Raw genomic sequence first — 12,712 nt, forward strand, 5'->3', positions numbered from 1 at the left:
GTTTTGTCTTTGTGGGCCGAAAGTTTCCTGCAAGGCGGGCATAAAAAAACCACCTTGGGAGGTGGTTTTCAGATATGTCACTGTCAGCTCAGTCGCCGTAATACTCGCAGCCACTGGTGCAGGTCTCATGGATACGCACCTTGCTCAGTTCTGGCAGCAATGGCTTGACCTGGTCCCAGATCCATTTGGCAATCACTTCGCTGGTCGGGTTCTCCAGGCCAGGGATGTCATTGAGGTAGTTGTGGTCTAGCTGCTCGTACAGCGGCTTGAAAATCGCCTTGATCTCCGAGAAGTCGCGAATCCAGCCGGTATGCGGATCCAGCTGGCCGGTCAGGTGCAAGGCAACCTTGAAGGAGTGGCCGTGCAGGCGCCCGCATTTGTGCCCGGCGGGCACATTCGGCAAGCGGTGGGCCGATTCGAAGGTGAACTCTTTGAAAATTTCCACGGTATCTTAGAACTCTGAAAACCAATGCTGACCGGCAGTTTAACAGCAAGCCTACTTCAACGGTTGCAGATGCTGGTGCAGCTTGCCGGTTTCCACCAGTTCCAGAAACTCGTCGCCCAGCCGCTGGCTTTCGCTCATGGCGGTACGCCAGTAACGTTGGCGGTTACCGGCATCGCCCATGAAGCGCTTGAAGTCGCTGCGATCCGGCAGCTTGCCGTAGGGCAGGCGGGCCAGGTACTGCGGCGAGGGTGCCAGCAACAGCACGTTCTGCAGGTACTGCGCATTGCTGCGCCGCCAGGGCAGGGCCTTGTCGAACCACCCCGGCACCACCTTGTGGGTGAAGTGAGGGTAAAGCACGATGTCCTCGCCGCTGTAGGGCAGGTCGAGGTGATAGTCGAGTAAGCCACCATCCCGGTAGGTGCCCGCCCCGACCCCCGGAATGTCCCGCACGCCTTCCATCACCATGGGAATGGAGCCTGAAGCGAGCAGGGCATGACGCAGGTTGTCGACCGCCAGCGGCAGGCAGCGCGAAGGGAAGTCCGTGAGGGGGTTCAACGGCGGTGCGCAGCGTGCGTCATGCAGGATCACGCGTTCGAAGTGCCGGGCCAGCCGCGAACGGCTCACGAGGTTGTCGGCAATCACCGACGACAGGCCTACGCCCAGTCGGCCTCGATGATCGTGCTGAAGCAGGCCGTGGCTTCTGACCAGCATGATGTTGAGCCGATAGTGGGGGTTGTCGAGAATGCGAGCATCCTGGCCCTCCAGCAGGTCATCGAGCATGCGACGACAGCTCTGGCTGACCTGGGCCTGGGTCACGCCCTTGGCGAAATCCTGCTCGGTATACAGATGGCCCAGGCGCAGCAGGGCCTGGGCGGGCTCGGGCAGGCAGGCACTGGCGAAGCGCCAGGAGCCGATCGATGCCCCGATCAGCGAGCGCGCGCGCGGTGCTGTGGGCAGCCACTGGCCGAACAGCGCCAGGTCGATACCCTGGATACCCAGCGCCTTGGGGCCGCCTGCAGCGCCCGGTAGCACCCCCACGTCTGCAGCCTGCAGACCGCGTTCGTGTACATGGGCGAACGCCCGCGTGCCGGCCTTGAGTGTCAGCGCTGGAAACTTGATCTGGATTGAGCTCATAAGGGCCTCGTTGTCCTGGATCAACGATTATAGAGAAGCGTGGACGGAACAGGGGCGCGCCTGAGCTATCATGGCGCCAGTTGTTTTCAGTTTCAGTTAAGTTCGGTTCGGTATTCTGAACCCGTAAGCAAGATTGATCCTAAATGGAGAGACACGATGAAAACATTGACTGCCCTGTTCGCCACCGCCGCCCTTGCCCTGAGCGCCAACGTTGCGCTGGCTAAAGACATCCCCACCAATGAAGTCGTGCAGCTGGTCCAGGCCAAGACCATCCTGTCGCTGGATGACCTCAACGCAAAAGCGCTGGCCAAGCATCCGGGTGCCACCATCAAGGACTCCGAGCTCGAGGACGTGTACGGCCGTTATGTGTACAAGGTCGAACTGCGTGACGCGCAGAACGTCGAATGGGACGTGGACCTTGATGCCAAGACCGGTGAAGTACTCAAGGACGCCAAGGACACCTGATGACTGCACGCAAGCGAACGGCACCGTGGCTGTTCCTCGCATTGCTGGTCTTCTGTACGCCGGCCCTGGCCCGCGACCTCGATCAGGATGAAGCCCTGGAGCTACGTCAGAAGGGCATCATCCTGCCGCTGGAGCAATTGTTGAACTCCGCCCTGGGGCGTTACCCCGGGGCGAAGTTGCTTGAGGCGGAGCTGGAAGAGAAGCACAACCGCTACGAGTACGAAGTCGAGCTGGTCACCCCGCAAGGGGTCGTGCGTGAAATCAAGTTCGATGCACGCACGGGTGTGCTGATCAAAGATGAGGAAGATGACTGATGCGCCTGTTACTGGTCGAGGACAACGTCCCGCTGGCCGATGAACTCACCCAGAGCCTGCAGCGCCAGGGCTACGCCATCGACTGGCTGGCCGACGGCCGAGATGCGGTGTACCAGGGTAGCAGCGAGCCCTATGACCTGATTATCCTGGACCTGGGGCTGCCCGGCCTGCCCGGCCTCGAGGTGCTGGCCCAATGGCGCGCCGGCGGGCTGTCGACCCCGGTGCTGATCCTGACCGCACGGGGTTCCTGGGCCGAGCGCATCGAGGGCCTCAAGGCCGGTGCCGACGATTACCTGAGCAAACCCTTTCACCCCGAAGAGCTGCAACTGCGCATCCAGTCGCTGCTGCGCCGCGCCCGTGGCCTGGCCAACCAGCCGACCCTGCAGGCCGCCGGCCTGCACCTGGACGAAGGCCGCCAGTGCGTGAGCCGCGACGGACAGGACGTGCAACTGACCGCCGCCGAGTTTCGCCTGCTGCGCTACTTCATGTTGCACCCGCAGCAGATCCTTTCCAAAAGCCACCTGGCCGAGCACCTCTACAACGGCGAAACCGAACGCGACTCGAATGTGCTCGAAGTACACGTCAACCACCTGCGCCGCAAGCTGGGGCGCAGCGTGATCGAAACCCATCGCGGCCAGGGCTATCGCTTTGGCGGAGTGGTCGAGTGAAGTCGATCCAGGCGCGCCTGAGCCTGGGGCTGGTCGGTGTACTGGTGGTGGTCGGCCTGGCCCTGGCGCAGATCAGCCTGTGGCTGTTCGAGGTCGGGTTGCAGCGCTACCTGGAGACGGGGTTGCGCAAGGAAAGCGAAAACCTGCTGGTGGCGCTGGTGCGCGGCCACAGCGGCCTCGAACTGGACGAGCGACGCCTGTCGTCGGCGTACCAGCGGCCGTTTTCCGGCTACTACTTCCGTATCGATTTCGAAGGGGGCAGTTGGCGTTCCCGCTCGCTCTGGGACATGGACATGCCCCGTCCGCCAACTCCCGGCCTGCACGCGGGCCTGGAGCTGGGCCCGGCTGGCCAGCAACTGCTGGTGCTGCGTGCCGACTACCGGCGCCTGGGCCAGGCGATCTCGATCAGCGTGGCGCAGGACTATACCCCCGTGCGCGACGGCTTCCGGCGCATGCAGCAGCTCGGCCTTGGCCTGGGGCTGGTGGCGCTGCTGTTGATTCTGGTGCTGCAACGCATCACGGTCACACGCTCCCTGCGCCCACTGGAACGCACGCGCGAACAGATCGCCCAACTGCAGCAGGGCAAGCGCTCGCAGCTCGACAGTGAGGTGCCTGTCGAACTTGAGCCCCTGGTGGCGCAGATCAACCACCTGCTGGCACACACCGAAGACAGCCTCAGGCGTTCACGCAACGCGCTGGGCAACCTGGGGCATGCCCTGAAGACCCCCCTGGCGGTGCTGATGAGCCTGGCGTCGAGCGAGCGCCTGAACGACCTGCCCGAGGTTCGCGCCCAGTTGCAGGCTCAGCTGGAGCAGATCCAGCAACGCCTGAGCCGCGAACTCAATCGCGCCCGGCTGGCCGGCGATGCCCTGCCGGGGGCGCATTTCGATTGCGCCACCGAACTGCCGGGCCTGCTATCGACCCTGGGCATGATTCACGGCGATCACCTGCTCATCCGCCATCAGGTGCCCGATGGGCTGTCCTTGCCCTGGGACCGCGAAGACCTGCTCGAGCTGCTGGGCAACCTGCTGGACAACGCCTGCAAGTGGGCCGACAGCGAGGTCTGCCTGAGCATCGAGCAAGAGGGCGGGGTGTATCGCTTGTGGGTGGACGATGATGGCCCGGGCATCCCCGAAAATGCCAGGGCCGGGGTGCTGGAGCGCGGTGCGCGGCTCGACGAACAGGTCGATGGCCATGGGCTTGGCCTGGGCATCGTTCGCGATATCGCCGAAGCCTGGGGTGGGCAGATGAGGTTGCTGGAAAGCCCGCTGGGCGGGCTGCGGGTGAGCATCGAGCTACCCCGCAGGGCAGCCCGATAACACCATCAGACGCGGAACTGGTCCATCAGCCCCTGCTGCTGGTTGGCCAGGCTGTTCAGCGACTGGCTGACCCGCGCCGACTCATTGGCCTGCTCCGAGAGTGACTCGGTCACATCGCGAATGGTCGCCACGTTGTTGTTGATTTCCTCGGCCACCGCGCTCTGCTCTTCGGCGGCACTGGCAATCTGCAGGTTCATGTCGCTGATCACGGTGACGGCCTCGCCGATCTGGCGCAGCGCAGTCACCGCCTGACCGACCTGGTCGACGCTACCCTGGGCCTGGCGGTGGCTGCTGTCCATGGCGCCCACCACCTCGCGGGTGCCGGCCTGCAGTTGCTCGATCACCTGACGGGTCTCCTCCACCGACTCCTGGGTGCGTCGGGCCAGGTTGCGCACCTCGTCGGCCACCACCGCAAAGCCGCGCCCGGCTTCCCCGGCACGGGCCGCCTCGATGGCGGCATTGAGCGCCAGCAGGTTGGTCTGCTCGGCGATGGAGCGGATCACTTCCAGTACCGAACCGATCTTCTCGCTGTTGTCGGCCAACCCTTCGACCTGGGCCATGGCGGTGTTCATGTCGGCTGCCAGGGTATCGATGCTGGTGGTGGTGCGGTCGATCACCGCCAGGCCCTGACGGGTCGCCTGGTCGGCGTCACGCGCCGCCTGGGCCGCTTGCGCAGCACTGCGCGCCACATCCTGGGCGGTGGCGCTCATTTCGTGGGACGCCGTGGCCACCTGGTCGACCTGACGGTACTGCTGCTCCATGCCGGCGCTGGTCTGCGAGGCAATCGCCGAAGACTGGTCGGCAGTGTCGCGCGCCGCCTGCACCGAGCGTTTGACCTCGGCGATGATCGGCTGCAGCTTGTCGAGGAAGCGGTTGAACCAGCCGGCCAGTTCCCCCAGCTCGTCGCGCTTGTCGTAGTTCAGGCGGCGGGTCAGGTCGCCTTCGCCGCTGGCGATGTCCTTGAGCATGGCGGCCACGCCCAGGATGGGGCGGGTCACACTGCGCGCCATCACCCAGATCAGCAGCAGCCCCACGATCGCGGCCAGCACACCCAGGCCCAGCTCGATCAGGGTGCCACTGGTATTGCGCTGGTCGAGCTCGTTCTTGAGGGTCTCGGCCGGGCCGGTCAGGGCGCTTTGCGGCACATCCAGCAGCACGCCCCAGGGCTTGCCCCCCGGAATCGGTGCAAACGATGCCAGCACCTTCAGGCGCTCGTCCTTGTGGAGGCTCTGCAGGGGCGTGCCGCTGCTCAGCAGGCCTATCAGCTCCTTGCCGCTGGTGCTGTCGACCTGGTCGAAGCGTTGCGCCAGCTTGCCCGCATCCGGGCTGTAGCCGGCCAGCAGGCCGACCGGGCTGATGATGCCGATGCGGGTCTGGCCCTGGTACAGGTTCTGGCTGGCCTGCTGGCTCAGCGCCTGCAGGCTGTTCAGGTTGATGTCGATCGACAGGGTGGCGACCACCTTGTCGGCCACGATCAGCGGGAACACGATGCTGGTCATCAGCACCCGCTGACCGGCGATGTCATAGAAGTAGGGTTCGATCACGCAGGTATTGCGCGTGGTACGCGGGCACACCGACCAGGTGTTGGCCGGCTCGCCGCTGGGGCCGATGCTGGTGTCGGTCATGTCCTTTTCGGGCAGCGCCATCGAGGTCAGCTTGCCGGGCGTGGGCTGCGACCAGTACAGGGCAAAGCGGCCGGCCTCGTTGCTGCCCAGCTCGGCCTGGTTGGCGAACAGGGCATCCTTGTTGTCCAGGGCGTTGGGCTCGAACACCAGCGACAGCCCCAGCAGGTCGGGGTTGGCCTGCAGCGCGGCGCGCACCTGGCGGGTCATGTCCTCGCGCAGGTCGAAGGCGTCCAGAAAGCGCTTTTCGGCCTGCTCGCGCAAAAACAGCACCTGGCGCGCAAAGCCTGCACCGTACTGGTAGGCATCCATGAACTGGCGGCGGATGCTCAAGGCCTGGACTTCGCCCTGGGACTCGATACGCGACTGGGCCGCTTCGGTCAGCATCTGCATGCTGCTGGCCTTGACCAGCTCGGAGTTGTGCTCCATGCGGTACAGCGAAAGGCCCACCAGCAGCGTAACGATGCTGGCCAGGCAGAGCCCGGCCAGCAGGGTGATTTTCCACTGGATGGAAAGTTGTCTCGACGACATGACGAAGTCCTTTGATCCAAAAAAAGATTGAGGCTGACGACTGTAACGGCCAGGCGCAGTTTTTCTTTATTCAAACGTTCAATTGAAATGCGTCGTTTTCAGTCATGCATGCGACCCGCGTGCAGCCGTCTAGCCCCGTACTTTGACAAGTGGCGGGTGCTGCTTCAGAGTGTGCGCCCTCCCATAAAAACACCTGTCGTTCGGCCACTGCGCTCGCAGTCTGTCGCCGCAGCGCAAGCTTTGTCTGGTTTCTAGAGGTCATGAAATGAATGCAGTAATTGCCGCGGTCGGCATCATGCTGATATTGAGCCTGGCCCGTGTGCACGTGGTCATCGCCCTCATCATCGGCGCGCTCGCCGGCGGCCTGGTGGGCGGCCTGGGTATCGAAGGCACGCTCAAGGCGTTCAACGGCGGCCTGGGTGGCGGTGCCACGGTGGCATTGTCGTATGCGCTGCTGGGCGCATTCGCCGTGGCCATCGCCAAGTCCGGGCTGGCCCATGCGCTGGCCGATCGCGCCCTGTCGATGTTCCATGGTCAGCGCAATGCCGAAGGCGGCAAGATCAAGTGGCTGCTGATCGGCCTGTTGCTGGTGGTGGCGATCTCGTCGCAGAACATCCTGCCCATTCATATCGCCTTCATTCCGCTGCTGGTGCCGCCACTGCTGTACGTGCTGACTCGCCTGCAGATCGATCGGCGCCTGGTGGCATGCGTGATGACTTTCGGCCTGATCACCCCCTACATGTTCCTGCCAGTGGGGTTCGGCAACATCTTCCTCAATCAGATCCTGCTGGCCAACGTCAGCCGTAGCGGGGTGGACGTCAGCGGCGTCAACGTGACCCAGGCCATGGCGATACCGGCGGCGGGCATGCTGTTCGGGTTGCTGCTGGCGGTGTTCTTCAGCTACCGCAAAAAGCGCGTGTACGACGTGGCAAAGATCGAGCAGGTCGAGCAGGTGGCTGTCAGCTACAACCCGTTGACGCTGATGGTGGCCGGCTGTGCGATCGCCGCGGCGTTCATCATCCAGCTGTGGCTGGACTCGATGATCATCGGTGCGATGGCGGGCTTTCTGATCTTCTCGCTGTCGGGCATCGTGCGCTGGAAGGACACCGATGACCTGTTCACCGAAGGCATGAAGATGATGGCCATGATCGGCTTCATCATGATCGCCGCGTCCGGCTTTGCCGAGGTCATGAAGGCCACCGGCGAAGTGAAGACCCTGGTGGAGGCCTCGGCCGGCTGGATCGACCACAGCAAGGCGGTCGGGGCGCTGCTGATGCTGCTGGTGGGCCTGCTGGTGACCATGGGTATCGGTTCGTCGTTCTCCACGGTGCCGATCCTGGCGGCGATCTTCGTGCCGCTGTGCGTGCAACTGGGCTTCGACCCGCTGGCCACCGTGTGCATCGTCGGCACTGCCGGCGCGTTGGGTGATGCCGGCTCACCGGCGTCGGACTCGACCCTGGGCCCGACCTCGGGCCTGAACGTCGATGGCCAGCACCATCACATCTGGGACACGGTGGTGCCGACCTTCCTGCATTACAACCTGCCGTTGCTGGCGTTCGGCTGGGTAGCGGCGATGGTGCTGTAGCGCGCCAGGGCGCAGGAGCTGGGCGCGAGGCTCAGCTTTTTCGCGGGGGCGGCGAGATGCGGTTGAGCACCGTATCGCCGTTCTTGTTGCGCGTCAGGTACACCGGCAGCACCTTGGGCATGTTGCTCACCAGGCGATTGACCTCGGTGGTGTTGTAGATGCCGCTGATGCGGATGCTGCCGGTACTGGCGTCCGCCAGCAGCAACGGCGTTTCCAGGTAGCGGTTGATCAGCGGCAGGGCCTGGTCCAGTGGCAGATTGTCGAGGATCAGCTTGCCGCCGCGCCAGGCCAGGCTGGTGTCGTGGGCATAGGTCTGGCTGAGGGCCGGCTCGTAGTCGCCGCGACGGTAGCTGGCCTGCATGCCGGGGCCCAGGCGATAGCCGCTGTCCGGGTCGCTGCTGTTGCTGCTGACCAGCACCGAACCTTCCACCAGGGTGACCTTCACCTGGTCCTGGTACTTCCACACGTTGAACTGGGTACCGGTCACCCGGGTCTGGCCCTTGCCGGCACGCACCACGAACGGGTGCTGGGTATCGTGCTGCACCTTGAAGAAGGCCTCGCCGTTGACCAGCGTCACCCGTCGTTCGTCCTTGTAGTTGGCGTAGCGCAGGGTGGTGTTGAGGTTCAACTCCACCTCGCTGCCATCCGGCAGCACCGCGCGGGCGATGGCATTGCCGCTTTCAACGCGCTCATAGCTGTTGGGCAGCCAGCCCTGTTCCCAGCCCACCCAGGCGCCAATCGGCAGCGCCACCAGCGCCACGGCCGCAGCCGAGGCCAGCCGACGCAAGGCGCGCCCGCGGGGCCTGGCTGACAGGGTGATTACCGGGGCAGCAGGGCGGGGCAGGTGGTCGGCGGTCTGCCAGATCTCCTGCATGGCCTGGAATTCCTGCTCGTGCAGTGGGTCGGCTGCGCGCCATTGCGCGCAGGCGGCACGTTCCTGTTCACTGCAGTCCTCAGCATGCAGGCGCATGCACCAGTGCGCAGCGGCATCGGTGATGGCATCAAGTTCGGCTGCGCTGAGGCTGGTTTGGTTCATTGATACTCCCGGTTTTGGCCATTCTACCCTTGGCAGGTGGCCAACGAGAACCGAGTTCATCGTGAATGACTATCAGTTGTAAGAAATATTTGAACGAAAAACCACGCAAATGCGTGGTTTTTATCGTTTAAGCACCCGCCTGGAGCGTTGCGCGGCTCAGAACAGCTCGGCTGGCAACTGGTACAGCGGCGCACTGCCTGCGCGGATGCTGGCCTGCAACGACAGTACCCTGGGCAGCAGACGCTCGAAGTAGAAGGTAGCCGTGGCCAGCTTGGCCTCGTAGAACGCCGGCTCCTGCTCGCGCCGTTCGCGGGCAGTGGCCGCCATGCGCGACCACATGTAGGCGTAGGCCACATAGCCGAACAGGTGCAGGTACTCCACCGACGCCGCGCCCACGGCATTGGCATCACCGGTGGCCTGCTCGCGTACCCAATGGCTCACGCTTTCCAGCTGCGCCAGGGCATGCAGCAGCGGTTCGCACAGGGGCGGACGGGTTTCACAGAAGCTGCGGATCTCGTTGGCGAACAGCGCCAGCGACTGTCCGCCATCGGCCACCACCTTGCGCCCCAGCAGGTCCAGCGCCTGGATGCCGTTGGTACCTTCGTAGATCTGCGCGATGCGAACATCGCGCACCAGCTGTTCCTGGCCCCATTCGCGAATGTAGCCATGCCCGCCGAACACCTGCTGGCCCAGCACGCAGCTTTCCAGGCCCATGTCGGTGAAAAACGCCTTGGCCACCGGTGTCAGCAAGGCCACCAGGCGCTGCGCGGCCTCGCGCTCCTCCGGCTGCTCGGCGTACTTGGCGATATCCAGCTGCAGGCCGACATAGGTGGCGAACGCCCGGCCGCCTTCGGTCAGGGCGCGCATGCTCAGCAGCATGCGCCGTACATCGGCATGTACGATGATCGGGTCGGCCACCTTGTCGCTGGCCAGCGGCCCGGTGGCGGCGCGGCTTTGCAGGCGGTCCCGGGCGTAGCGTACGGCGTTCTGGTACGACGCCTCGGCGCAGCCGATGCCCTGGATGCCGATGGACAGGCGCTCGTAGTTCATCATGGTGAACATCGCCGCCAGGCCGCGGTTGGGTTCGCCCACCAGGTAGCCCACGGCGCCATCGAAGTTCATCACGCAGGTGGCCGAGGCCTTGATGCCCATCTTGTGCTCGATCGATCCACAGCTCACCGCGTTGGTTTCACCCAGGCTGCCGTCCTCGCCCACCAGGCGCTTGGGCACCAGAAACAGCGAGATGCCCTTGGGCCCGGCCGGCGCGTCGGGCAGCTTGGCCAGCACCAGGTGCACGATGTTCTCGGTCAGGTCCTGGTCGCCGCCGGTGATGAAGATCTTGGTGCCGCTGACCCGGTAGCTGCCATCGGCCTGGGGTTCGGCCTTGCTGCGGATGATCCCCAGGTCGGTACCTGCATGCGGTTCGGTCAGGCACATGGTGCCGGCCCACTGCCCGCTGTACAGCGCCGGCAGGTACGTGGCCTTCAATGCATCGCTGGCGTGCGCGTCGATGGCCAGGCAGCAGCCGGCGCTCAGCGCCGAATACAGGCTGAAGCTGCAGTTGGCGGCGTAGAGCATTTCCTCGAACTGCACCGCGAGCATCTTGGGCATGCCCAGGCCGCCGTACTCGGGGTTGCCCGCCAGCCCGACCCAGCCGCCTTCGCGGTAGGTCTGCCAGGCCTGCACGAACCCCTGCGCAGTGGTGACCCGACCCTGCGCAAAGTGCACGCCTTCCTCATCGCCGCTGCGGTTGAGCGGGGCGATCAGCTGGCCGGTGATCTTGGCCGCCTCTTCCAGTATCGCATCGGCGGTATCGCCGTCGACGCTGGCCGCCAGCGCCGGCAGGCGTGCCCACAGGGCCGGGCCCTGGAACACTTCGTGAAGAACAAAACGCATGTCGCGCAGCGGTGCATTGAACTCAGGCATAACGGTTTCCGAATAAAGGTGAAAAAAGGTCAGAGCGCCTTGGCCCAGTCGCGCAACAGGTACTTCTGGATCTTGCCCGTGGAGGTTTTCGGCAGTTCGCTGAACACCACGGTCTTGGGCAGCTTGAAGCCGGCCAGATGCTCGCGGCAGAAGGCGATGATGTCCGCCTCGCGGGTACCTTCGAAACCGGCCTTGAGGGTGACGTAGGCACAGGGGGTTTCGCCCCATTTTTCATCCGGGCGGGCGACCACCGCAGCCTCGAGCACGGCCGGGTGGCGGTACAGCGTGTCTTCGACCTCGATGGTCGAGATGTTCTCGCCTCCGGAAATGATGATGTCCTTGAGCCGGTCCTTGATCTCCACATAGCCGTCGGCATGCCACACTGCCAGGTCGCCGGTATGGAACCAGCCGCCTCGGAAGGCTTCGGCGGTGGCCTCGGGGTTCTTCAGGTAGCCCTTCATCACGGTGTTGCCGCGCATGAAGATCTCGCCCAGCGTGTTGCCGTCGCGGGCCACCGGTTCAAGCGTTTGCGGGTCGGCCACCATCAGCCCCTCGAGGGTAGGGTAGCGCACGCCCTGGCGCGACTTGATGCGGGCCCGCTCCTCCAGCGGCTGCGCGTCCCATTCGGCATGCCAGGCACACACCGTCACCGGGCCGTAGACCTCGGTCAGGCCGTAGACGTGGGTCACCTTGATGCCCATTTCCTCCACCGCGCCGATCACCTTGGCGGGTGGCGCCGCCCCGGCCACCATCGCGTTCACGGGGTGGTCGATGGCGGCCTTGGCCGAGTCGGGCATGTTGATCAGCGCATTGAGCACGATCGGTGCGCCGCACAGGTGGGTGACCTGGTGCTCGCGAATCAGGGTCAGGATCTTCTGCGGGTCGACCCGGCGCAGGAACACATGGGTGCCGGCCAGGGCCGTCACGGTCCACGGGTAGCACCAGCCATTGCAGTGGAACATCGGCAGGGTCCACAGGTACACCGGGTGGTTGCCCATGGCCCAGGTCATCTGGTTGCCCAGTGCGTTCAGGTAGGCGCCGCGGTGGTGATAGACCACCCCCTTGGGGTTGCCGGTGGTGCCGGAGGTGTAGCTCAACGAGATCGCTTGCCACTCGTCCTCGGGCCAGTGCCACACGAACTCGGGGTCGCCCTCGGCCAGGAAGGCTTCGTAATCCAGGTCGCTGACGGCGCGGCCCTCGCCGTACTCCGGGTCGTCCACATCGATCACCAGCGGCGGGTGGGCCATCAGGCCCAGCGCTGCTTCGATCACCTTGTGGAATTCGCGGTCGGTGATCAGCACCTTGGCTTCCCCGTGCTCGAGCATGAACGCGATGGCTTCGGCATCCAGGCGCACGTTCAGGGCGTTGAGCACCGCACCGATCATCGGCACACCGAAATGCGCCTCGAGCATGGCCGGAATGTTGGGCAGCATCACCGCCACCGTATCGCCCAGCCCGATGCCGCGGCCGGCCAGGGCGCTGGCCAGGCGGCGGGAGCGCTGGTAGGTTTCCTGCCAGTTGCGGCGGATGGCACCATGGATCACCGCCGGGTAATCGCCATAGACCGCAGCCGTGCGTTCGATGAAACTCAGCGGGGAAAGGGCGACATGGTTGACGGGGGCGGGCTGCAGGCCCTGGGAGAAGATCGACATGAACGGTTCCTGTGC

At 64.6% G+C, this 12,712-nt stretch carries 11 protein-coding genes; 5 read left to right on the forward strand and 6 right to left on the reverse strand.

Annotation, left to right across the window (positions count from 1 at the left end):
• Positions 1 to 88: 88 nt before the first annotated feature.
• Positions 89 to 445 (reverse strand): 6-carboxytetrahydropterin synthase QueD, encoded by a 357-nt coding sequence (gene queD, locus B4I46_RS09250; RefSeq protein WP_043861143.1) that lies wholly within the window; start codon positions 443 to 445, stop codon positions 89 to 91.
• 51 nt (positions 446 to 496) lie between these two features.
• Positions 497 to 1,579 (reverse strand): patatin-like phospholipase family protein, encoded by a 1,083-nt coding sequence (locus tag B4I46_RS09255; RefSeq protein ID WP_123753242.1) that lies wholly within the window; start codon positions 1,577 to 1,579, stop codon positions 497 to 499.
• 156 nt (positions 1,580 to 1,735) lie between these two features.
• On the opposite strand from B4I46_RS09255, the gene B4I46_RS09260 reads away from it, so the two are divergent.
• From B4I46_RS09260 to B4I46_RS09275, 4 genes are read left to right on the forward strand one after another with little or no spacing between them, the layout of a single operon-like run.
• Complete coding sequence (locus B4I46_RS09260; RefSeq protein ID WP_043861141.1) at positions 1,736 to 2,044, forward strand: PepSY domain-containing protein; 309 nt, start codon at positions 1,736 to 1,738, stop codon at positions 2,042 to 2,044.
• Positions 2,044 to 2,358 (forward strand): PepSY domain-containing protein, encoded by a 315-nt coding sequence (locus tag B4I46_RS09265; RefSeq protein WP_043861140.1) that lies wholly within the window; start codon positions 2,044 to 2,046, stop codon positions 2,356 to 2,358. The genes B4I46_RS09260 and B4I46_RS09265 overlap by 1 nt, the downstream gene beginning before the upstream one ends.
• Entirely contained in the window at positions 2,358 to 3,026 is a 669-nt protein-coding gene (locus tag B4I46_RS09270; protein WP_043861139.1) for a response regulator transcription factor, read from the forward strand. The genes B4I46_RS09265 and B4I46_RS09270 overlap by 1 nt, the downstream gene beginning before the upstream one ends.
• On the forward strand, positions 3,023 to 4,345 hold the full coding sequence (locus B4I46_RS09275; protein ID WP_043861138.1) for a sensor histidine kinase: 1,323 nt from the start codon (positions 3,023 to 3,025) through the stop codon (positions 4,343 to 4,345). The genes B4I46_RS09270 and B4I46_RS09275 overlap by 4 nt, the downstream gene beginning before the upstream one ends.
• 5 nt (positions 4,346 to 4,350) lie before the next feature.
• Here B4I46_RS09275 and B4I46_RS09280 read toward each other — a convergent pair whose 3' ends face one another.
• On the reverse strand, positions 4,351 to 6,498 hold the full coding sequence (locus tag B4I46_RS09280) for a methyl-accepting chemotaxis protein (RefSeq protein WP_286899816.1): 2,148 nt from the start codon (positions 6,496 to 6,498) through the stop codon (positions 4,351 to 4,353).
• 265 nt (positions 6,499 to 6,763) lie between these two features.
• On the opposite strand from B4I46_RS09280, the gene B4I46_RS09285 reads away from it, so the two are divergent.
• The gene (locus B4I46_RS09285; RefSeq protein ID WP_054916515.1) at positions 6,764 to 8,083 is read left to right on the forward strand and encodes a Na+/H+ antiporter family protein; all 1,320 of its coding nucleotides are present in this window, start codon (positions 6,764 to 6,766) and stop codon (positions 8,081 to 8,083) included.
• Positions 8,084 to 8,114: 31 nt separating this feature from the next.
• Here B4I46_RS09285 and B4I46_RS09290 read toward each other — a convergent pair whose 3' ends face one another.
• From B4I46_RS09290 to B4I46_RS09300, 3 genes are all read right to left on the reverse strand, one after another.
• Positions 8,115 to 9,119, reverse strand: a complete 1,005-nt coding sequence (locus tag B4I46_RS09290; RefSeq protein WP_043861136.1) for a FecR family protein — start codon at positions 9,117 to 9,119, stop codon at positions 8,115 to 8,117.
• 156 nt (positions 9,120 to 9,275) lie between these two features.
• Positions 9,276 to 11,045: an acyl-CoA dehydrogenase C-terminal domain-containing protein gene (locus tag B4I46_RS09295; RefSeq protein WP_286899817.1), complete on the reverse strand. Its 1,770-nt coding sequence runs from the start codon at positions 11,043 to 11,045 to the stop codon at positions 9,276 to 9,278.
• Between the two features lie 29 nt (positions 11,046 to 11,074).
• Positions 11,075 to 12,697, reverse strand: coding sequence for an acyl-CoA synthetase (locus B4I46_RS09300; RefSeq protein ID WP_088514884.1), 1,623 nt, complete (start codon positions 12,695 to 12,697; stop codon positions 11,075 to 11,077).
• Between the last annotated feature and the right edge of the window lie 15 nt (positions 12,698 to 12,712).

The sequence above is a fragment of the Pseudomonas sp. UBA7500 genome (genome assembly GCF_002478435.1).
Classification (GTDB): domain Bacteria; phylum Pseudomonadota; class Gammaproteobacteria; order Pseudomonadales; family Pseudomonadaceae; genus Aquipseudomonas; species Aquipseudomonas palmensis.

Coding starts and splice junctions, on each gene's coding strand:
- B4I46_RS09255 (WP_123753242.1), bottom strand. CDS start 1,579: ATGAGCTCAATCCAGATCAAGTTTCCAGCGCTGACACTCAAGGCCGGC.
- B4I46_RS09285 (WP_054916515.1), top strand. CDS start 6,764: ATGAATGCAGTAATTGCCGCGGTCGGCATCATGCTGATATTGAGCCTG.
- B4I46_RS09300 (WP_088514884.1), bottom strand. CDS start 12,697: ATGTCGATCTTCTCCCAGGGCCTGCAGCCCGCCCCCGTCAACCATGTC.
- B4I46_RS09295 (WP_286899817.1), bottom strand. CDS start 11,045: ATGCCTGAGTTCAATGCACCGCTGCGCGACATGCGTTTTGTTCTTCAC.
- B4I46_RS09265 (WP_043861140.1), top strand. CDS start 2,044: ATGACTGCACGCAAGCGAACGGCACCGTGGCTGTTCCTCGCATTGCTG.
- B4I46_RS09290 (WP_043861136.1), bottom strand. CDS start 9,119: ATGAACCAAACCAGCCTCAGCGCAGCCGAACTTGATGCCATCACCGAT.
- B4I46_RS09270 (WP_043861139.1), top strand. CDS start 2,358: ATGCGCCTGTTACTGGTCGAGGACAACGTCCCGCTGGCCGATGAACTC.
- B4I46_RS09260 (WP_043861141.1), top strand. CDS start 1,736: ATGAAAACATTGACTGCCCTGTTCGCCACCGCCGCCCTTGCCCTGAGC.
- B4I46_RS09280 (WP_286899816.1), bottom strand. CDS start 6,498: ATGTCGTCGAGACAACTTTCCATCCAGTGGAAAATCACCCTGCTGGCC.